Below are 20,847 nucleotides of genomic sequence, written 5' to 3'. Positions count from 1 at the left end.
CTCGTCTATGAAAAAGCTTCATTTGACCGCCTTGCTCGCCGTGTCCTTGTCGATGGGTTGCGCGGCGATCCCCTCCATGCTCTCGCCCTCATCCAAGGGACAGGTGGTGGCCAACGGCCACGCCGTGCTCCGGCTTCAGCCCCTGTGGCAAGGTGGCGGCTACGCCGCGCAGGCCGAGGTGAAGTCCGACCAGGATGCCGTGCACCACCTGGAGGTGGCACTGTTCACCCTCGGTGAAAACAACCAAGAGCTTGCCGTCGTGGGCATGGATAACCAGCCCCTCAGCAAGACGATCGGGCGCGCCGACCTCGGCCAGCCCATCACCTTCGGCAACCTCAAGCTCAAGACCACCTACCGCGTCAAGGCCACGGCCTTCGACGCGGCCTCTCAGGTGATCAGCCACCCCTGCGTGATCGACGTCCCCGTGGACATGGACGATCGCCCCACCGTCCAGAAGCTCGCCATCAGCCTGCTGGACAAAATTTTCAATGGCTCGGGCACCTCCAGCGTCGCCATCAATGCCGGCAACCTGTTGCACAGCGGCGAGGCGACCGTCTCGCTGGAGCTGCCGCCCAACGTCACGACCTACTACACCGGCGCCACCCAGTCACTGGGCGTGGCCATGACCGAATTTGGCGGCTTGTTCTTCATTGCGGGCAACTCACTGTACGCGCTGAAGAACAATCAACTCACGCGGAAAACGTTCGCTTATGGTGAGCCTGTCACCTCCCTGACGCTCACGCACCAAAAAAAGCAACCAGGCTTTACTGAGTTTGAAGAGACTCTTTACGCCGGGACCACCAGCACATCCGCCATTCACTGGAACTACAGCTCCATCAGTTTAGGCGGAACCAGCTCGTCCGACGGCAGCGTCCCCATTGCCGTGGCGACGTATTTTCTGCAGCCCAGCGATCAATTTCCCGCCAAGTTCTACCTGGACAAGACGACAATGGCCGTCCGCAAGGGGAGCACCCGCATCACCGCTCTCAATGCGTTCAACAACCCATCGACCATGGTCATCGATGCCGCCGGGAACTTCTACGTGGCGGACACCGGCAACAACGTCATCAAGACCTTCAACATCAACGCCACCGACAGCATCAGGGTGATCGGCAGCGGCTTCAGCGGCCCCCAGGGCGTGGCCGTGGACAAGGACGGCAACGTCTGGGTCGCCGACACCGGCAACCACGCCATCAAGATGATCGAGGCGGTGAGCGGCAAGACCATCACCTTCGCGGGCGGTACCCAGGGCAACAAGGACGGGCGCGGGAAAAAGGCTCAGTTCAACGCGCCGAGCGGCCTCAATTTCGACGCCAGTGGCAGCCTCTGGGTCGCAGACTACGGCAACAACAGCATCCGCAAGATCGAGGTGAAGTAAGCGTGCCCAAGAACTACCTTCACACCCTCGGCCTCCTGGCCGCCACCTGCACCCTCCTCCTCGACGGGGCTGCCCTCGCGGCACCCCGCTTCGAGAACAGCCTGACCGCGGGCGGCCTCAACATCGCCCCGCGCTACCAGCAGCGCGTCGGCGACATCGACCTGAGCCTTCAGGGCGGCTACGTGAACTACCCCGCGATCAAGGGCGCCATGCTCGGAACCCAGCTGGGCCTCGAGGCGCGGGTCACCGACTACCTTCAGCTGATCGCCAACGTCGGGTCGCTCAACGCCATCGGCCTGCGTGGGCCCCTGTGGTCGGACGGCAGCCTCGCCTTCGGCTGGGGTGGCCACTACCGCTCGGAGCTGTATCTCGGCGTAAAGCCCGGCCCCGGCCTCAGCGCTCCCTACATGGGCACCGCACCGGGCTCTATCAGCCAGGGTGGCGAGTTCACCCTGAGCGCGATGAAGGACTTCGGCCTCTTCACCCTCTACGCCTCCCCCCTCGTCGCCATGATGAGCAACCGCACCGCCATGGGCCTGGCCGCAGGCCTGGACGTGGCCCTGGGCGCGGCGAATGTCGGCTACTCACTCGATTACCGCACCAACAGCAACCCGGTCGGCGCCGGCGTGCAGGCCTCGGAGATGCAGCACGGCCTCGGCGTTCGCTACGGCTTGACCAAGACCATGGACCTCCTGGCCCACTACTTCTACACGCCGGGCGACACCTACGGCCTGGCCAACCAGAGCCTCCTCGTCGGCATCGGCACCCACTGGAACGGCCCGGAGCCCAAGCCAACGCCCAAGCCCATCCCGACGCCGATGCCCACGCCGACGCCTACGGCCACTCCGGCGCCCGTGTCGGTCGCACCGGCCCCCACGGCGATCGTGCTGCAGGGCCGCATCCTCAACTCGGTACAGCCGGACGCGGTCTCGGGCAAGCGCCTGACCCTTCGCCTCAAGCGCCGCAGCGAGATCGGCGAGTTCATCAAGGTGGAGAAAACCACCCAGACCGACGCCACGGGCGCTTACAGCTTCCGGGACCTGCCCCCGGGCGAGTACCAAATCTTCTACAAGGACGAGGACAACCTGCCCAACACCGTCGACGTCGCCGTGTCGCCCTCGCTCAAGGGCATGGCGGGAGCCGAGCTGAGCGCCGATCTCGACATCGGGTTCGATGAGCAGGCCCTGCAAGCGGCGCAGACCAAGGACTCGGTGACGGTCAACTGGGCCGCCCGGAGCAACGCCGATACGCTCTATCAAGGGATCCTGCGCAGCATCAACGCGGCAGACCAGAGCGATCTGCTCTCCTTCCCCGGCGACGGCACCCAGAAGACGAGCGCCTCGTTCACCGTCACCCCGACCATCAGGAGCGAGCGTCTCTACTACGTGATCAAGTACTGGAAGAAGGGCAACGCCTTCAACGGCTCGGGCTTCTACGGCCAATCCAAGCCCAGGACCCTCAAGCTCGCACCGGCGGCAAAGTAAAGGATACGGACATGAAAAAGCTACATCTGATCGCTCTGCTCGCCGTGTCCTTCTCGATGGGCTGCGCGGCGCTCCCCTCCGTCCTTTCCCCCGCTCAGCAGGGGCACGTGATGGCCGACGGCCAGGCCGTGCTCCAACTTCAGCCCCAGTTGCAGGGTGGAGGCTACGCCGCGCAGGCGGTGGTAAAGACCAACCACGAGATCGTGGACCACCTGGTCGTGGAGCTGTTCACCATGGGCGCCAACAGCCAGGAGCTCGTGATCAAGGACAAGAACGACCAGCCCCTCACCAAGACGATCGCGCACGCCGACCTCGGCCAGCCGATCACCTTCAGCCACCTCAAGTCCAAGACCACCTACCGCATCAAGGCCACGGCCTACGACGCGGCCAACCAGGTGGTCAGCCGCCCCTTCACGATCGACGTCCCCGTCAACATGGACGATCGCCCCACCGTCCAGACGCTCGCCATCACCCTGCTGGACAAGCCCTTCAGCGGCACGGGCACCTCCAGCATCTCCATCCTGGATGGCGGCTTGAACGCGAGCGGCGCCTCGTCCATCTCGGCGATCCTGGGGCCCAACATCACGACCTACTACGCCAACGCGACGGCCTCGGTCGGCGCGGTGATGTTCCCCCAGGGGACCCTGGCCTTCATCTCGCAGGACAAGCTCTACACGCTATCCAAGACCGGGACGCTGACGCTTTCCCGGGCGATGTCGGACATAGGATATGGCGGAAATAGGCCGACAGGAGAGTTCACGGGGCTGACTTACCGCACCATCAACGGGGGGGAAGCCTACGTTGTAGGCCCCGGCCTTGCCGGAAATGTCAATGTGGGCAATAGCGGTGGTAGTGGTTATTCGTTCAGCCCCAGCTCCGAAACCTCCATTCAGCCCATTTCCAGCGTTTGGTACGTCCCCCCCACGGATCAGTACAAGCGGTACCATAACTACATCCTAGACAAGCGCAAAAATGCGATCCTTGACACATGGGACAACAACGCCGTGGTCGCCTCGCATAGCTTCAACGTCCCATCGGCCATTGCCGCGGACAAGGACGGCAACTTCTACGTGGCGGATACGGGCAACAACGTCATCAAGACGTTCAACATCACCGCCACCGAAAGCGTCAGGACGATCAGCGGCTTCAGCGCCCCCAAGGGGGTGGCGGTCGATAGCGACGGGATCGTCTGGGTCGCCGACACCGGCAACCACGCCATCAAGAAGATCGACAAGAACGGGAACGTCACCACTTACGCGGGCGGCACCCAGGGCAATGCGGATGGACGCAAGGGCACGGCCCTGTTCAACGGACCGACGGGCCTGTGCTTCGACGCCAGTGGCAGCCTGTGGGTCGCCGACACCGGCAACAACAGCATCCGCCGGATCAACTTCTATTAACCACCTCGATGCAGGGCACATTTCTCGCCTGCTATCCAAAAGCGAGCCCCCGAACCGAGCATCGGTCCGGGGGTAACTTCTTCTCGGCCTAGTGAACGCGTCTAATTGACGGGCCGGGGATCGCCACTCCAGAGCGATCGCTCCTCCAGGTACCCTCGGATTTGGTCCCAGTGCGAGACCCGCACGATCCGCTCGTCCAGCTCCCCGAACTGGGAGTGGCGGTTGTAGGGCTGCTCCATGAGGAAGGTGGTGACGCCCGCCTGGGCGAGGTCCTTGGCATTGTGGGGTGCGTCGTCCACGAAGAAATCGAAGACCCCCATCTGGCTCTTGGGGCCACGGGTGAAGACGATGTCGTCGTAGCGAATGCCGTGGTGCGCGAGCCACTTGAGGGTGGTGCGCTCGGCCTCGCCCTCATGGCGGTGGGTCACGATGGTGACCTTTCCGGGCAGCTCGTTGATCAGGTGGCAGCCGTCGACCGGCGGCAGGTCGAAGGCCGTCTCCATGCAGCGGGCGAAGACCTCGTCCATGCGGGCGCGCTCGACGATCCCGTTAAAGTAGAAGTCGGTCACGTCTTCGTGCCGGATGACCTTGCCCGTCATCTCGGCGACCACGTCGAGCATGGCGGGCAAGTGGTGCGCGAGCACCCCGTCCACGTCGATTCCAAAATGCAGCTTGCCCATCGAATGCCTCCTTACCCGCGCCATTTCCCGAAGAGGGCCCGGAAAGAGGTTTATACCCGGCGAAAGGCGGCTCTTACCAGCCGTAAGATGCTACTTGATCTGCCCCGAGCGCAGGATCGAGACCAACAGCCAGAGTCCCAAGAGGCCCCCGCTCACGAACATGACGAAGCTGAGGGCGTGGAGGCCCCAGATCCGCGGGCCGCCCTGCACCGAGGACAAGAGCGCCGCCCCGACGATGAAGGCCGCGGTCAAGAGGCTGAAGGAGACCTTGTTGCCGATGACCGTCAGGGTGCGTTCGAGGCGCTGGAGGTTGCGGAACTCGTACTCGATCCGCAGCTGGCCCGAGTTGGCCGCCGCCAAGAGGTCGTCGATCCGGCGCGGGGTGCGCAGCAGGATGTTCTTCCAGTCCAGGCCGACGCGCATCAGCTCCTGGCCGTTGAAGATGCTCGTGAACTGCCGCTGCATCAGGCTGAGGATGAAGGGCTCCGCCACGTTGATGAGCATGTAGTCCTTGTCGAGCTGCCGACAGATGCCCTCGGTCGTGACCAGCACGCGCGCGATCATGAGGAAGGAGGTCGGCATCCGCACCCGGTACTGGAGCATCAGCTCCATGACCTTGTTGAGGAGCAAGCCGATCTGGACCTCGCTGACCGGGCGGCCCAGGAACTCCCGCATGATGTGGTCCATCTCGATGGTCAGGCGGTGCTTGTCGATGAGCTGCTGCGGATGGCCGTACTCGAGGATGCGGTCGGTGGCCCGCGCCGCGTCGAACTGGAGCATGGCGAGCAAGAAGTCGATCAGGATCTCGCGGGATCGGGGATCCAGCCGGCCCACCATGCCGAAGTCGATCAGGATCAGCTTGGGAAGACCGTCCCCGCCGTCCTTGAACTGGAACATGACGTTGCCCGGGTGCGGGTCGCCGTGGAAGAAGCCGTCGACGAAGATCTGGCGCAGGAAGGCGACGGTGAGCGCCTGGTTGAGGCGCTGGCGCTGTTCGAGGGTGAGCTGGACCGGGGCGTTCTCGCCGTTGCGCTTGGGGAAGAGGGCCGAGATCTTCTGGCCGGTGACGAACTCGAGGGTCATCATCCGGCGCGAGGTGTACTGCCAGTAGACCTCGGGCACCTTGATCATGGCGCCGTAGTCGCGCTTGAGGTTGCTGCCGATGCTCTCGGTGTTGGCCCCCTCGAGGGTGAAGTCGGTCTCGTTGCGGATGATGGCCGAGAACTCCTCGGCCAGGCCCACCACGTTGTTCCAGCGGCCCCAGTTGGTCCGCGCCTGCAACAGCTTCGCGAAGTCGATCAGGACCGCGCTGTCGGACTCGATGGTGTTCTCGATGCCCGGACGCAGCAGCTTGACGATCACCTGCTGCAGCTCGCCGTTCTCCTTGCGGATCTTGGCCTTGTAGACCTGACCCAGGGAGCCCGCCGCGAGCGGGATGGTGTCGAACTCGGGGAAGACGTCGTAGACCGAGCGCGCCATGGGCAGCCCCGAGCCGAGGCGTAGGGTGTTGCACTCGCCGAGCAGCACCTGCTCCATCTCGTGCCAGGGGGCGGGCGTCACCTGCTCCTGGAGCTTGGCGAGCTCGTCGATGTAGCTCTGAGGGAGGAGGTCGGCGCGGGTCGACATGACCTGGCCAAGCTTGACGAAGGTGGGGCCGAGCTCTTCGAGGATCTGGCGCAGGACCGCGGGCAGGGGCAGGGCGAGATCGGTGTCAAGATCAGCGGACTCGGCCTCTTGGCGCAAGAACGACGAAACCGCGAGCTTCTGCTTGAGGCCCGCGGGCAGGAAATCCGCCAGGCTCAGGCGGAAGATGAGGGCGTCCCAGCCGTACTTCAGCAGGATGGCGGCGATCTCGACGCGCCGCTGATGGGGGCTCGCCGGCGCGGCGCTCGCGCGATCGCGGCCTTGGAGGTTATCTGCGATGGACATTCAAGGGCCTTCGTCTCGACGGAACCGACGTTTTATTGAGCGTTCAACAAAACCAGGCATGTTACGACCGTTGGCCGCCGTGAGCGGCTAGAAGGAACAGTTTTGTTGAACGCCCTTAGCATATCAGGCTTTGATCATGGCGTCCATGCGCCTTGCAGGGCCTAGTACTCCAGGAGATTGACCGCAAAGGCCTGGTTGTCCAGCACCCGGTGGTGGGCGGTGCCGTCGGGGGCGTTCTCGTCGGTGAATAGGCTGGTGTCCGAGAGCGCAACCAAGCTACCGCGGCCCAGGGGGCCCGCCGCGGCCACGATCTGGGGGCCGCCGCTCCAGGCCTGGATCCGAAAGGCGTCTTCGCCGGTGCGCAGCAGGGCCCGCGCGGGGTCCTTGACCTCTAAAACCCCCGCCGTGAAGAGGCGAATGCCCTGGCTCAGGCCCGAGGCCAGGCTCGCGCTCTCGAAGCGGCGAAGCGTCAGCCATTCATCCGGCATCCCCGCCCCGCCGATCCCCGTCCCGTACACCCGCACCGCCGCCGGCACGAAGGAGATCCCCGCCTGGGAGGCGAGCGAATTGCAAGCGTCGAAGTCGACCCCGTCGTAGCCGCCCCACTCGCCGAGCACCAGCAGCTTGGCCCCCTCGGAGGCCAGCCGGAGATAGGCCTGGTAGGCCTCCTGGTTGAACCAGGCGGGTGAGGGCAGGACGTAGACCTCGCGGCCCGTGGGCAGCTCCCCTTGGCGCACCCGCTGGATGGAGAAGCCCTTGCCCTGGAGGTAGGTGATCACCCCATTCATGGCCGGGCTCTGCCAGCGCTCATCCCACACCACCGAAACCGGCTGCTCGCTCGCCTTCAGGACGACGCTCGCCCCCGCGCCTGGGTCCACCTCGCGCGCCTGGTAGCGCACCTTGCGGAAGGTGACGCCCCCGCGCGAATCCGCCAGGGAAAAGCTGCCGTCCTCGCCGCTGAGAGTCGCCGCGCGCCCCGAGGCGATCGCCACCCCCGCGAGCGGCTTGCCGTTGGCGTCCACCACCTTGCCCTGGTAGCCGTGGAACCCGTCGAGCCAGCCACAGCCCGCAAGCCCCAGCACCGCCCCCAGAACAAGGCCCCATGCGCTAGTTCGCATCATGCGCCCCCTTCTGGAGGACCTGCCCCACCATGAGCCGCCCCACGCCGAAGTAACCGTCCGGTCCCAAGGGCCCCAGGTCCTGGGTCCAGGTCTGGAGCCTGGCGCGGACCTGGCGGGCCGAGAGGGTCGGGTCCTGGGCGAAGAGCAGGGCCGCGGCCCCGGTGACGTGGGGGGCCGCCATGGAGGTGCCCACCATGGTCCCGTGGTCGTGGGGACTGCGGACCCGCTTGGTGTAATCGCTCGCCGTCAGGTAAGTGGGCCAGGTGGAGGAGATCGAGGCGTCCGAGTCGCCGCCCGGCGCCGAGATGCCGACCGTCAGCCCCCGGTTGGAGTAGTCGGCGATCCCGTCCCGCACCGTGGTGGCCGAGACGGCCAGGGCCGTGGGAAGAGCCGCCGGGTAGTCCACGTCCCGGGTCCGGTTGCCTGCCGCCACCACCACCAGCACGTCGCGGCGCGTGGCGTAGTCGAGGGCCTCCTCGAGCACCCGCGACGAGGTCTTGCCCCCGATCGAGAGGTTGATGACCCGCACCCGGCGCGAGGGGTTGGCCGGATCCCGCCAGTCCACCGCGCGGCGGATGGCGCCCGCGATGGTGCCGTCGTCGCCTATCCCCGAATTGCCGATGGCCTTGAGGGCGAGGATGCCGATCGGGTTGTTGGGGCCGACGGTCGAATGGACGATCCCCGCCACGTGGGTGCCGTGGCCGTTGCCGTCGCGCCCTGAGTAGTCCACGTCCTTGCCGTCCTTGCGGTAGCGATCGCCCCCGACCAGATCGATCATGGGCAAGAGCTCGGCCTTGAGCTCGGGGTGGGCCGGGTCGACCCCCGTGTCGATGACGGCCGCCACCACCTGGCGCGCCCCGCTCAGGGCCGGCACCGCCACGGGCTGGACGCCGATCATGCGAAGGTTCCAGGCCTCGCCCCCACCCCCCGCGTCGGCGCTGACCACGTAGTCGGCCTGGATCGAGAAGAGGGCCGCCGCGGCCTGGGGGGCACCGGGCAGAGGCCCGGCGCAGCCGGCGGCACCGAGCACCATCGCGAGCGCCAAGACGCTCGAAAGCCTTTGACCTCGGGTGATCGCAGGAGCGTTGGTCGGCATGGCGCACCTCCCAGCCCCCACCCTAACCCGGTCGGAAGAAAGCAAGCATCGGCCAGGATGGCCAAGATCCTCCTGGCCTGCCGTCCATTCGTGAAGATACGGTGATCCAGCGCACCGCTCACGGGTACGAGAGGGCGTTATTGTAATCACGACCGAGAGGTGATATATTCGTGGCCACTGATCCCTTGTTGACTTGTTGCCGTGCATCGATCTGACCTGGCCCAATCCCTCTCGTTCGTTCGGGACGCCCTCGGGCGCGCCGCCGTCGAGGCGGGGCGCACCCCCGACTCGGTGCGACTCGTGGCCGTCACCAAGTCGGTGCCGGCTTCGAGGGTCCGCGAGGTCTACGACCTCGGGGTCCGCACGGTCGGGGAGAACCGGATCCAGGAGGCCCGCGAAAAGCAGGCGCAACTATCGGATCTGGCCCTCGAGTGGCACCTGATCGGCCACCTGCAGACCAACAAGGTCAAGCAAGCGGTCGGGAACTTTTCGTTGATCCACTCGGTCGACAGCCTCCGGCTGCTCGAGGCGATCGACACACAGGCGCGAGCCCTGGGCATCCGGCAGGACATCCTCCTGCAGGTGAACGTGGCGCTCGAAGGGACCAAGTTCGGCTTCACGCCGGCCGAGGTCCCGGCGGCCCTGGAGCAAGCGCTTACGCTTCCTGGGGTGGCGGTGCGGGGGTTGATGACCATCGCGCCGCGCGCAACGGATCCTGAAGCGATCCGGCCGGTCTTCAGGCAACTGCGCGACCTGCGCGATGCCTGCCAGACCCTCGCGGGGAACCGGGCGGATCTGGTTGAACTTTCGATGGGGATGTCGGCGGACTTCCGAATAGCCGTCGCCGAGGGGGCGACGCTGGTCCGAATCGGCACCGGGATATTTGGCGAGCGACCTGGAAACCCAGGGGCATTTTGAGGAGGGCACATGAGCGCCGAGATCTGGAGCAAGGTCAAGAACTTCGTCGGACTTGACCAGGAGTTCGAAGAAGTCGTGGACGAAGAGGAGGCCACGGTGGATCCCAAGATCACCAAGCAAGCCAAGTCCAGCAACCTGGTGGGTCTGCCTTCGGCGAGCCAGAGCGAGCTGGTCGTGCTCGAGCCCCACTCGTTCGACGACGCCCTCGGCATCATCGAGAACCTTCGCTCGCGCCGCGCCGTGATCCTCAACCTCCAGGGCCTGACCGATATCCAGTCGCAGCGTCTCGTCGACTTCGTCTCGGGCGCCTGCCATGCTCTCGACGGCCACCAGGAGCGCATCGGGGAGGCGATCTTCCTCTTCACCCCCTCGAACGTCAAGATCAACGCCCTGAGCAACGAGACCCAGTGGATGGTCTCGCAGGCCCAGCAGCCCCAGCAGAGCGCTTCCAAGGATCTCTTCTGGCGCGTTCGCTAGACTAGCCTTCGCCCACGTCTTGGTTGCCGCCAGCCCGCCGTTCCGGCCGGGAGGCGGCAACCGATCGTATATGAGGACATGCGCGTGAACACGGCCCCAACTCCCAGCCTGTCGGTCATCGGCGGCGGCACCATGGCCGAGGCCCTCGTCAAGGGTCTGCTCGGCAAGGGCCTGCACGCCCCCGCCTCGATCCTGGTCAGCGACCCGCTCGAGGCGCGCCGCGCGTACCTGCACGAGACCTACGGGGTCTCGACCACCGCCCACAACCTCGACTGCCTCGCAGCCCCCGTGATCGTGCTGGCCGTCAAGCCCGCCTCGGTCCACGAGGTCCTCGAAGAGGTCGGTCCCCGCTGGGGCCGCGACACCCTCGCCATCTCCATCGTGGCGGGCTTCACCCTCGCCCAGCTCCAGGCCCACGTGGCCCAGGGCGAAGCCCCCATCGTGCGGGCCATGCCCAACACCCCCTGCGTCATCGGCGAGGGGATCACCGCGATCGCGGGCAACGCCCTGGCCGAGGCCCACCACCTGGAAGAGGCCCGCGCCATCTTCGGCGCGGTGGGCGAGGTGCTCGAATTGCCCGAGGGCTACTTCGACGCGGTCACGGGCCTGTCGGGTAGCGGTCCGGCCTACATCACCTTGATCGTCGAGGCCCTGATCGACGCCGGCGTACAGCAAGGCCTACCCCGCCGGATCGCCCGCGAGCTGGTTTGCCAAACGGTCGTCGGCTCCGCTATGCTGGTGCAGCAGTCTGGTAAGCACCCCGCCGAGCTCAAGGACCAGGTCGTCACCCCCGCCGGCACCACCGCGGCCGGCCTGCAGGTCCTGGAAGAGGCGGCCGTCCGCGCGACGTTGTGCCTGGCGGTCAAGGCGGCCACGCAGCGCTCCAAGGAGCTCGGGAAAGCGAGTCACTAAGTCATGTACCTCTTGGTCCAGGTCCTCACCAACCTCTTCCAGATCTGGCAGATCCTGCTGTTCATCTGGGTGATCCTGTCGTGGATCCCGCAGGTACCGCGCAACCACCCGGCCGTGGAGCTGGTGGGTCGTGTGATCGAGCCGACCCTCGCGCCCTTTAGGCGCCTGATGCCCATGGGCGGCATCGACATCTCGCCGATCATCGCCTACTTCGTCTACAGCATCGCCCTGCGCGCGATCATCTCGCTCTTGGCGAACATCTCGTAAACGCGGTCTCGCCTTTCCCTTCAATCGCCCTTCGCGGCGCCCCGATCCGAGTCGTGAGCGGGGCGCCGCGCGGCTTTGAGGCAAGCCGGATCCCCCTGAACGACGAGGGAAAACGCTTGCTTGAGTATTTTCGTTGACGTAGCCGAGGGGTGATGCTATGATGCCCCTGTGATTGAGGTCACAACCCCCACGACAATTCCAATGACACTTCCAACTCCCTCTGAAAGCGAGTGACTCTGTTTGGAAACCTCGGCTAAGCGCTCTAATGCGCCCGAATCCGTTGGCCCTGCGGAACCCTCGGCTGCCGTGATGCTCGAAGACGCGCCGGCCACCTCCCGCCGCCGCCCGACCCGCGCCGCGCAAGCCCGCGCCGCAGCCGCAGCCGCCGCCCAGACCGCCACCGCGGAGCCCGCTGCGGAACCCGCCGCTCCCTCTGCGGCCGCCCCTGAGGCCGAAGCCGCGCCGGCGACCACCCGCACCCGCGCCCCCCGCGAACCCCGTAGCCGCACCTCCCGCACCCGCGCCGCCCAGACGGCCGAAGCTGCGGTCGAGAATCCCGTCGCGGCCCCCCAGGCCGAAGCGCCGGCCCCCGCCGCCGAAGCGGCCCCTGCCCCTCAGGCTGCCCCCGAAACGGCCCCCGTCGTCCGCGAGCGGCACGAACGCCGCGACCGGCGCGATCGCCAGGAGCGCCAGCCCCGTGAGCAGGGCGAGCGTCATGAACGTCAGGAGCGCCAGCCCCGCGAGCAGGGTGAGCGCCAGGAGCGTCAGCCCCGCGAGCAGGGTGAGCGCCAGGAGCGTCAGCCCCGCGAGCAAGGTGAGCGCCAGGAGCGCCAGCCCCGCGAGCAAGGTGAGCGCCAGGAGCGCCAGCCCCGCGAGCAGGGTGAGCGCCAGGAGCGTCAGCAGGGCGATCGTCAGGGCTTCCGCGACCGCGACCAGCGGAACCGCGATCGCGAACAGCGCCACCGTGAGCAGCGCGAGCAGCGTCATCGCGATCGGGATCAGCGCCGGGGCCAGCAGCAGGGCTTCATGCGCGAGGACAACCGCGGCAACCGCGCCACCGAGCGCGAGATCCGCGAGATGCGCGAGGCCCGTGAGTTCCAGGAGGCCTTGATGGCCGAGCGGGGCCAGGAGCTTGGCACCCTGCCCGAGGTCGACGTCGCCGCCCTCGACACCATGGACATGGCGGACCTGTTCGAGCTCGCTCGCCAGTTCAACATCTTCAACTACCGTCGCCTCCGTCGGCACGAGCTGATCTACCGGATCATGCAGACGCAGACCGACAAGACGGGCACCATCCACGCCAAGGGCGTGCTCGAGGTGCAGCCCGAGGGCTACGGCTACCTGCGGGTCTCCCAGTACCTGCCCTCGCCGGACGACATCTTCGTCTCGCAGACCCAGATCCGCCGCTTCGACCTGTGGGCCGGCGACGTGATCGAGGCCCAGGTCCGCCCCCCCAAGGAGGGCGAGAAGTACTTCGCGCTGGTCAAGGTCGAGACCGTCAATGAGCAGCCCGGGGACTCCACCTACCACCGGATCCCCTTCGAGAACCTGACGCCCATCTACCCCTGCGAGCGCCTCAAGCTCGAGACCACCGGGACCAACCTGTCCATGCGCCTCATGGACCTGTTCAACCCGCTGGGCAAGGGTCAGCGCGCCCTGATCGTCTCGCCGCCCAAGGCCGGTAAGACCACCCTGCTCAAGCAGGTGGCCAACTCCATCTCGGAGAACCACCCCGAGGTCCACCTCATCGCGCTGCTCGTGGACGAGCGCCCCGAAGAGGTCACGGACATGCAGCGCTCCATCAACGGCGAGGTCGTGGCCTCGACCTTCGACGAGCTGCCCGAGAACCACATCCGCGTCGCCGAGCTCGTCATGGAGAAGGCCAAGCGTCAGGTGGAGCAGGGCAAGGACGTGGTCATCCTGCTCGACTCGATCACCCGTCTGGCGCGCGCCTACAACTCGGCGATGCCGCCCTCGGGCCGCACCCTGTCGGGCGGTCTCGACCCGAACGCCATGCACAAGCCCAAGCGCTTCTTCGGCGCCGCCCGCAAGCTGGAGCGCTCGGGGAGCCTGACCATCATCGCCACCGCGCTGGTCGACACCGGCTCGCGCATGGACGAGGTCATCTACGAAGAATTCAAGGGCACCGGCAACTCGGAGCTCACGCTCGATCGCCGGCTCGCCGATCGCCGGATCTTCCCGGCCATCGACATCAAGCGCAGCAGCACCCGCAAGGAGGAGCTCCTGCTCACGCCCGAGGAGCTGCGCAAGCAGCGCATCCTGCGCAAGACGATGGACGCGGGCGACACCGCCGAGGTCACGGAGTTCCTGGCCGACCGGCTCAGTCGCACCAAATCCAACGCCGAGTTCTTGATGGCCATCAGCGATTCCTAGCCTAGAGCCCCCGGCAACGCCGGGGGCTTAATCTTTGGACACAAAGTAGCCTTAGAGCGTGTAACAAAACTGTTCAATCAAGCCGCTTTCGGCGGCAAAAACGCGAAACATGCCTGGTTTTGTTAGATGTTCGTTACATACAAGAGGGGGTTCCAGTGCCGCAGACAACGACGCAAGAACGTAACCAAGCCGACTCGCCCGAGATCTCGGCTTTCCGCTACACCGCGTCGTCGGAGAGCGAGCCCCTCACCCCTCTCAACCTCAACGGTCTGCGCTTCGGCGTCTCCCGCAAGACCCTGTCGGACCGCCTCTTGAGCGGCATCCGCTTCCTGGTCAGCGTGCCCCCGAAGCCCACGGCCGAGCCTTCGTCCTACGAGGCGCGCACCGAGGACCTGGGCGTCTTCCGCTACCAGATCCCGCTGTCGGAGTACCGCAATCGCCGCCGCGCGAGCGCCGCCATGGGCCGCCGTGTCGCGTTGGTGGGCGGCCTGGCGGTCTCGCTCCCGCTGCTCGCCTTCGTCGCCTGGAAGAACCTGCCCGCCCAGCAGCTCTCAGCCTCCCCCAAGGCCGCCGTCGCCCCGGTGAGCGCAGGAAGCCCCGCTCCCGAGCAGCCCATTCAGGCCGCTGCCGAGGTGGCCGGTCCCTCCCAGCCCAAGCAAGCCGCCGAGCAGACCGGACCCGAGCAGCCCCAGCAGGTCGCTCCGGCACCGACCAAGGCCGGCACGACTCCGGCCGTGCCCCTGGTCCTCGCCCCGACCAAGACCTACCGCGTCGTCTCCGGCGACACCATCTCCGAGATCGCCAAGGCCCACCGCATCACGCGCCGCGCGCTGCGCGCCGCCAACGGCTTCGGCCAGGACAGCCACCTCAAGGTCGGCCAGACCCTGCTCATCCCCATCCCGTTCGATACGGCCGCTCCCGAGACTCCGGTCCTCAAGACCCAGGATCAGCTGACGCGCCACGAGGCGGGCGGCGCGCGCGCCGCGGCGGTCCCCGCCGAGAAGGCCGAAAAGCCTGCCGCCAAGCCCAAGAAGAAGCGCACCCGCTCGACCACCTACGAGATCCAGGACGGCGACACCCTCTCGGGCATCGCGGACAAGTACGACCTGCGGGTCGCGGACCTGGTCGAGGCCAACGACATCGACTTCCACACCCGCCTCAAGATCGGCCGCAAGATCGTCATCCCCGCGACCCCCAAGGCGGATGACGGCGAGGGCCGCAACTACCGCAAGCGCGACAAGCGCAAGGTGGCGAGCCGCGGCCTGCTCGGGGATCTCGGCCGCGCGGTCAGCAAGACCTTCCTCTGGCCGACGGCAGGTCGCCTGTCGAGCGGCTACGGCTACCGGGGCGATCACTTCCACTCGGGGCTGGACATCACCAACCACGTGGGCGCGCCCATCCGCGCCTCCAAGGCCGGCGTCGTCGTCACGGCGGGCTGGGACGGCGCCTACGGCAAGACCGTGGACATCCGCCACGCGGACGGGGTCGTGACCCGCTACGCCCACTGCTCCAAGATCATGGTGAGCACCGGCGATCGAGTCGGCCAGGGCGAGACCATCGCCTTGGTGGGCGAGACCGGCCGCGCCACCGGCCCGCACGTGCACTACGAGGTCCGGGTCAACGGTCGCCCGGTGGACCCCAAGAAGTTCATCTGATCGACGGCGCGCAGGGCGTCGTCACCGGCGCATGACGCGTGCTCAGGGGGAGCGTGAACCAGAAGGTGCTCCCCTCTCCCACCGTGCTCCGGACGCCGATCGTTCCGTGGTGCGCCTCGACGATGCTCTTGCTGATGCTGAGGCCGAGCCCGGCGCCGCCCTTGACGTTACCGGCCTCCAGCTGGCCGAAAGGCTTGAAGAGCTTCGGCAAATCGTTGGTCGGGATGCCCCGCCCGCGGTCCACCACCTCGCAGCGCAGGCAATCTCCCTCGACCACGGCCCGCACCACGATGCTCCCGCCTTGGGGGCTGAACTTGATGGCGTTCTGCAGCAGGTTCATGACGACGCGCTCGATGCGCCGGCAATCCATGGGCACCAGGAGCGAATCGGGCGCGATCTCGAGTTCGAGGGCGAGCTGCCCCTCCTCGGCCTGAGGCCGAAGGCTGGCGGCGACCTCACGCAGCAAGGCGCCGAAATCCACCGGCACGATGCTCAGCCGGAAGGAGCCCGCCTCGATCGTCGCAAAGTCCAGGAGGTCGTCGACCAGCTGCTCGAGGCGCCTGACGCCCCGCTGGATTTGAGAAAGGTACTCGCCCTGCGCCGGGTTGAGCGGGCCTGCGAGCCCGTCCTCCAGGAACTCGGCGAAGCCCATGATGGAGGCCAGGGGCGTGCGCAGGTCGTGCGATACCGCGTTGACGAAGCTGAGCTTGAGGCGCTCGGCCTCGATCCGCTCGGTCAGATCCGTCAGGGTCCCGACGTAGCCCACCGCCCCCCCGGCGTCCGGATCGAGCGGGCTCGCGTTGCCGTAGACCCAGATGAAGGACCCGTCCGGACGCATGAACCGATACTCGCTCGAAAACTCGCGCCCCGCCGCCACGGCCGCTTCCCACTCGGCGCTGACCCGCTCGCGGTCGATCGGATGCAAAGCGGACGCCCACCCCGTCCCCAGGGCCTGCGCTTCGGTGAGGCCCGTGAAGAAGCGCCACCGCTCGTTGACGAAGACGCAGTCGCCCGCCGCGTCGGTCATGAAGATCCCGACCGGCACGCGCATGGCGAGCGTCCGGAAGCGATGCTCGCTCTCACGCAGGCGATCCTCCATCCGCTTGCGCGCTTGCAGGTTCTCCTCAAGCGCGGTGAGCGTCTCCTTCAAGCCGCGATCCGCCTGCCGACGCCCGCCCTCGACCACCACGAGCACCAAGGCGGTCAGCGACACCACGACCACGTAGCTGCAAAACAGCATGAGGGCCTCTTGGACCTCGCGCCCCTCATAAGGGCCGAGGCCCGATAGCGCCCCGGCCAACGCGAAGGCGAAGACCAGGGCGGTGGCCGAGACCGCTCCGCGGAGCCGGTACTTGAGACTCAACCAGACGACGAGGGGGACCGGCAGGTAGGCGATAGGCCAGGCATGGGCGTTCAAGAAGACGACGGCCGAGACGAGCGCGAGCGCCAGAAAACCGAGGGCGGTCGCCCTCCAGCGCCGCGTGGAGGCCGGCCGCTGCCACCATGCGAGGATGAACGGGGTGGCGACGAGCACCCCGGCGGAGTCCCCGAGCCACCACGTCAACCAGGTCCCGGGAAAGGCGGTCCATGGGATCATGCCGGCCGTGCAGAGCGCCGTGACCCCCACCGTGGCGTTCAACAGGCACGTGCCGAAAGCGATGGGCCCGCCAAACCGAAAGACGCTCGCGACGTCCTTGAACAGGCCGCCCGAGCGGCGCAGCAGCCACGCCCCCAGAATTGCCTGCACGACCGCCCCCGTCGCGATCAACGCCCCGAGGGCCAGGCTCTGGCCGAGCGCGATGCCGCCTTCGGCGAAGACCTCGACGTTGACGGCGAGCGCTCCCAGCCAGACACCGGGCCACCACCGGGCGCCCATGGCGTAGAGCGCCGCCAGGGCGATGCCGGCAGGCAGCCAGAGGAAGGTGACGTTGCCCGGGGGGATCGCGACGAGCAAACCGAGCCTACCGACGGCGTAGTACGCGATCGCGATCGCCAGGATAGCGCGCAGATCCTCGAAGGTCGGCCTCATCCGCCTCTCCCCTTTCACTGGCTGTGCTGGGGTCATTCTACGCCCCGATAGCAGCGGAGACAGCAACAGGCGGAGCCATGGCTCCGCCTGAGGAAGGGGAAAAAGCAGGAGGTTGCGCCCGTGTGCAGCGGGCCGTCGCGGACGGCCCTAGCAGGCTAGCGGGTGAAGGCGGCGGCGATGAGGTCCACGGCGAGCTTGGCGCTCTCGTTCCGCGAATCGAGCAGCGGATCGACCTCGACCATGTCGATGGATCGCATCAAGCCGGTCTCGGCGACCATCCCGAGGGCGACGCGCGCCTCGCGGGCACTCATGCCGTGGCGCGAGGGGCTGCCGACGCCCGGGGCCTCCTTGGGGTCCAGCGCGTCCAGGTCGAAGCTGACGTGGAGGCCGGCGGTGCCGTTCGAGGCGATCGCGATCGCCTCTTTCATCACCGCCTCGATGCCGCGGCGCTCGATCTCGCGCATGCGGTAGACGGTGATGCCCGATGCCACCATGAGGCGCTCTTCCTCGTCATCCAGGTCCCGAGCGCCGATCAAGACGGCGTTCTCCGACCGGACCTTGGGCGAGAAGCCGCCCAGGTGGGTCAGCTCCGGAACGCCGTGGCCGAGGGCCACCGCGAAGGGCATGCCGTGGATGTGGCCGCTGACGGTGGTGTCGGCCGTGTTGAAGTCGCCGTGGGCGTCGAACCAGAGGATCCCGAGGCGCTCGCCGCGCGCGGCGTGGGCCGAGGCCACTCCGGCGATCGTCCCGATGGCGACCGAATGGTCGCCGCCGAGGAAGACGCCGACCGCCCCCTGCATGATCGCCTCGCGGGCGCCGTGATAGGCGGCCTCTGCGGCCTCGGCGACCGCCGGCAGGTTCCGGAGGAGGTCCGAGTGGGGGGCGGGAATGTCGGGGACCAGGATGTCCCCCAGGTCCTTCACCGAGAGGCCGAGCTTCTTCAGGCGCTTCTCGAGGCCGGCGTAGCGGATGGCGCGAGTCGCGAGCCCTGAGCCGCGGCGGGGGGCCCCGAGATCGAAGGGGATGCCGACGATGGCTGCTGCGAGCGCGGCCTGGGATTCAAGACGGTGTTCGCTTTTGAGTGACTGCTGGCCAGTCATAAAAAAACCCTCTCCTTTGAGGCGCTGCTGAAATCGTTCTAACCACCATTGTACACGGCCGCCCCATGGCCTGTCTTGCGCCAGGCGGGCCCCCTCCGATGCCAAGCGACCCAAAGCACGGGAAATGCGGTAGAATAAAAGATCGATCACCAACGATCAAAGATCGGCGCGAACGCCGATGCCCACGGAGAATCAACGCCATGCTGACGACCACTGCCCCCATCGATCCGACGCTCGACCTCTTCGACGCCATCGACGCCCTCAAGCGCGAGCGCAACGCCATCATCCTGGCCCACTACTATCAGGAGGCCGACATCCAGGACGTCGCGGACTTCCTGGGCGACAGCCTCGCACTCGCCCAGGCCGCCGAGAAGACCGACGCCGACGTGATCGTCTTCGCCGGCGTCCACTTCATGGCCGAGACCGCCAAGATCCTCAACCCCACCAAGAAGGTCCTGCTGCCCGACCTGGCAGCCGGCTGCAGCCTCGCCGACAGCTGCCCGGCCGAGGGCCTCGCGGCGCTCAAGGCCCGCCACCCCGATCACGTGGTCGTCTCGTACATCAACTGCACCGCCGAGGTCAAGGCGCTCAGCGACTACATCGTGACCTCGAGCAACGCCGTCAAGATCATCAACTCCATCCCCAAGGACCAGGGCATCATCTTCGCCCCGGACCGCAACCTGGGCCGCTACCTCGTGAAGGAGACCGGCCGCGACATGGTCCTGTGGCAGGGCAGCTGCATGGTCCACGAGACCTTCTCGGCCCGCAAGATCCACGCCCTCAAGATGGAGCACCCGGGCTCGCTGATCATTGCGCACCCCGAGTGCGAGGACCCCGTGCTCGCCATCTCCGACGTGGTCGGCTCGACCAGCGCCCTGCTCAAGTACGTCACGGACCACCCCGAGGGCACCTACATCGTCGCCACCGAGCCCGGCATCATCCACCAGATGCAGAAGGCCTCGCCCAAGGCTACCCTGGTGCCGGCGCCCCCCGAAGACGACACCTGCGCCTGCAACGACTGCCCCCACATGAAGCTCAACACCCTGGAGAAGCTCTACCTCTGCCTGCGCGACCTGCGCCCCGAGATCACCATGGACGAGGACCTGCGCGTGGCGGCCCTCAAGCCCATCAAGCGCATGCTCGAGCTGAGCTAGGATCCGGATGCTCGAAGGTCCTCCCCCCCACCGCCTGAAGCGCGCGCTCAACCCTCTGCCCGAGGACATCCGCGCCCTGCTCGAAGCGCGAGGGCTGATGGATGCCTACCGGGCACGGCCCGACTACCAGCAGAACGACTACCTGGGCTGGATCGGCCGCGCCAAGCGCGAAGAGACCCGTCACAAGCGTCTGGACCAGATGCTCGCGGAGCTCGAAGAAGGCACCCGCTACATGAACATGGCCTGGCGCCCCCGCAGCCAGTAATCACCAACGCCGAAGGCCTCCGCAGTGCGGAGGCCTTCGGCGTTGGACGGGAAAAGCAAACGCCCTAGCGTGTCGACAAGGGTAGGCCTTGCTCGCGGGCGATGTGTTCGAGCAAGCCGCGGCTCGCCTCCTCGACCAGCTCGTAGACGTGGTCGAAGCCCTCAGGGCCGCCGAAGTACGGGTCCGGCACGTCCTCGAGCCCGCGCGCCGGGGCGAAGTCCATCATCCGCACCACCTGGGCGCTGGTCTTGCGCAAGGGGTCCAGGTCGCGGATGTCGGTGAGGTTCTTGCTGTCCATGGCGACCACGTAATCGTAGTCGTCCAGGTCCTCGATCTGGATCTGGCGGGCGCGCTGGCCCGAGATGTCGAGGCCGCGCTCCTTGGCCACCCGCTGGGAGCCGTGGTGCGGCGGCTTGCCTACGTGCCAGTTGCCCGTGCCCGCCGAATCGATCTCGAAGCGATCCGCAAGACCGGCGTCGGCCACCAGGTGGCGGAAGATGCCCTCGCCCAAGGGCGAGCGGCAGATGTTCCCGAGACAAACGAAGATGACTTTGATCATGAGGCCCTCCGCCCTCCAATATAGCAGGG

Annotated in this window: 18 protein-coding genes; 11 read left to right on the top strand and 7 right to left on the bottom strand. The window is 66.9% G+C overall.

Annotated features, from left to right (window positions below; genetic code table 11):
* The first annotated feature begins 7 nt into the window (after nucleotides 1-7).
* Genes J7643_17100 through J7643_17090 form a run of 3 tightly spaced genes read left to right on the top strand, consistent with a single transcriptional unit; the run spans nucleotide 8 to nucleotide 4,262 of the window.
* Complete coding sequence (locus J7643_17100) at nucleotides 8-1,378, top strand: SMP-30/gluconolactonase/LRE family protein (GenBank protein ID MBO9542310.1); 1,371 nt, start codon at nucleotides 8-10, stop codon at nucleotides 1,376-1,378.
* A gap of 2 nt (nucleotides 1,379-1,380) precedes the next feature.
* Nucleotides 1,381-2,862 (top strand): hypothetical protein, encoded by a 1,482-nt coding sequence (locus tag J7643_17095; GenBank protein ID MBO9542309.1) that lies wholly within the window; start codon nucleotides 1,381-1,383, stop codon nucleotides 2,860-2,862.
* 11 nt (nucleotides 2,863-2,873) lie between these two features.
* Complete coding sequence (locus tag J7643_17090; GenBank protein ID MBO9542308.1) at nucleotides 2,874-4,262, top strand: SMP-30/gluconolactonase/LRE family protein; 1,389 nt, start codon at nucleotides 2,874-2,876, stop codon at nucleotides 4,260-4,262.
* A 101-nt stretch (nucleotides 4,263-4,363) separates the two neighbouring features.
* Here J7643_17090 and J7643_17085 read toward each other — a convergent pair whose 3' ends face one another.
* From J7643_17085 to J7643_17070, 4 genes are all read right to left on the bottom strand, one after another.
* Complete coding sequence (locus tag J7643_17085) at nucleotides 4,364-4,942, bottom strand: hypothetical protein (GenBank protein ID MBO9542307.1); 579 nt, start codon at nucleotides 4,940-4,942, stop codon at nucleotides 4,364-4,366.
* Nucleotides 4,943-5,032: 90 nt separating this feature from the next.
* The gene (locus tag J7643_17080; protein ID MBO9542306.1) at nucleotides 5,033-6,871 is read right to left on the bottom strand and encodes an AarF/ABC1/UbiB kinase family protein; all 1,839 of its coding nucleotides are present in this window, start codon (nucleotides 6,869-6,871) and stop codon (nucleotides 5,033-5,035) included.
* Nucleotides 6,872-7,032: 161 nt separating this feature from the next.
* Nucleotides 7,033-7,992 carry a carboxypeptidase regulatory-like domain-containing protein gene (locus tag J7643_17075; protein MBO9542305.1) on the bottom strand — a complete coding sequence of 320 codons (960 nt, stop codon included), beginning with the start codon at nucleotides 7,990-7,992 and terminating at the stop codon, nucleotides 7,033-7,035.
* Nucleotides 7,979-9,088 carry a S8 family serine peptidase gene (locus J7643_17070; GenBank protein ID MBO9542304.1) on the bottom strand — a complete coding sequence of 370 codons (1,110 nt, stop codon included), beginning with the start codon at nucleotides 9,086-9,088 and terminating at the stop codon, nucleotides 7,979-7,981. The genes J7643_17075 and J7643_17070 overlap by 14 nt, the downstream gene beginning before the upstream one ends.
* Before the next feature lie 216 nt (nucleotides 9,089-9,304).
* Here J7643_17070 and J7643_17065 point away from each other — a divergent pair, with 216 nt between their 5' ends.
* From J7643_17065 to J7643_17040, 6 genes are all read left to right on the top strand, one after another.
* The gene (locus J7643_17065) at nucleotides 9,305-10,006 is read left to right on the top strand and encodes a YggS family pyridoxal phosphate-dependent enzyme (GenBank protein ID MBO9542303.1); all 702 of its coding nucleotides are present in this window, start codon (nucleotides 9,305-9,307) and stop codon (nucleotides 10,004-10,006) included.
* A 9-nt stretch (nucleotides 10,007-10,015) separates the two neighbouring features.
* Nucleotides 10,016-10,483 (top strand): cell division protein SepF, encoded by a 468-nt coding sequence (locus tag J7643_17060; protein MBO9542302.1) that lies wholly within the window; start codon nucleotides 10,016-10,018, stop codon nucleotides 10,481-10,483.
* Between the two features lie 78 nt (nucleotides 10,484-10,561).
* Nucleotides 10,562-11,395 (top strand): pyrroline-5-carboxylate reductase, encoded by an 834-nt coding sequence (gene proC / locus J7643_17055; protein ID MBO9542301.1) that lies wholly within the window; start codon nucleotides 10,562-10,564, stop codon nucleotides 11,393-11,395.
* 3 nt (nucleotides 11,396-11,398) lie between these two features.
* On the top strand, nucleotides 11,399-11,662 hold the full coding sequence (locus J7643_17050; GenBank protein ID MBO9542300.1) for a YggT family protein: 264 nt from the start codon (nucleotides 11,399-11,401) through the stop codon (nucleotides 11,660-11,662).
* Between the two features lie 1,026 nt (nucleotides 11,663-12,688).
* Nucleotides 12,689-14,056 carry a transcription termination factor Rho gene (gene rho, locus J7643_17045; protein ID MBO9542299.1) on the top strand — a complete coding sequence of 456 codons (1,368 nt, stop codon included), beginning with the start codon at nucleotides 12,689-12,691 and terminating at the stop codon, nucleotides 14,054-14,056.
* A gap of 155 nt (nucleotides 14,057-14,211) precedes the next feature.
* Nucleotides 14,212-15,711, top strand: coding sequence for a peptidoglycan DD-metalloendopeptidase family protein (locus J7643_17040; protein MBO9542298.1), 1,500 nt, complete (start codon nucleotides 14,212-14,214; stop codon nucleotides 15,709-15,711).
* Here the strand turns inward: J7643_17040 and J7643_17035 are convergent.
* Together J7643_17035 and rocF are read right to left on the bottom strand one after the other, a co-directional pair.
* Complete coding sequence (locus tag J7643_17035; protein MBO9542297.1) at nucleotides 15,704-17,740, bottom strand: MASE1 domain-containing protein; 2,037 nt, start codon at nucleotides 17,738-17,740, stop codon at nucleotides 15,704-15,706. The two genes, J7643_17040 and J7643_17035, sit on opposite strands and share 8 nt — an antisense overlap.
* A 155-nt stretch (nucleotides 17,741-17,895) precedes the next feature.
* Nucleotides 17,896-18,840 (bottom strand): arginase, encoded by a 945-nt coding sequence (gene rocF / locus J7643_17030; GenBank protein ID MBO9542296.1) that lies wholly within the window; start codon nucleotides 18,838-18,840, stop codon nucleotides 17,896-17,898.
* Nucleotides 18,841-19,040: 200 nt separating this feature from the next.
* On the opposite strand from rocF, the gene nadA reads away from it, so the two are divergent.
* Complete coding sequence (gene nadA / locus J7643_17025) at nucleotides 19,041-19,994, top strand: quinolinate synthase NadA (protein ID MBO9542295.1); 954 nt, start codon at nucleotides 19,041-19,043, stop codon at nucleotides 19,992-19,994.
* Between the two features lie 7 nt (nucleotides 19,995-20,001).
* Nucleotides 20,002-20,259: a YdeI/OmpD-associated family protein gene (locus tag J7643_17020; protein ID MBO9542294.1), complete on the top strand. Its 258-nt coding sequence runs from the start codon at nucleotides 20,002-20,004 to the stop codon at nucleotides 20,257-20,259.
* A 64-nt stretch (nucleotides 20,260-20,323) separates the two neighbouring features.
* Here J7643_17020 and J7643_17015 read toward each other — a convergent pair whose 3' ends face one another.
* On the bottom strand, nucleotides 20,324-20,818 hold the full coding sequence (locus tag J7643_17015) for a low molecular weight phosphotyrosine protein phosphatase (GenBank protein ID MBO9542293.1): 495 nt from the start codon (nucleotides 20,816-20,818) through the stop codon (nucleotides 20,324-20,326).
* Nucleotides 20,819-20,847 lie beyond the last annotated feature (29 nt).

It is taken from the genome of bacterium (assembly GCA_017744355.1).
GTDB lineage: Bacteria > Cyanobacteriota > Sericytochromatia > S15B-MN24 > UBA4093 > JAGIBK01.
The sequence above is the reverse complement of the archived record's forward strand: the minus strand, read 5'-3'. Positions and strand labels throughout refer to the sequence as shown.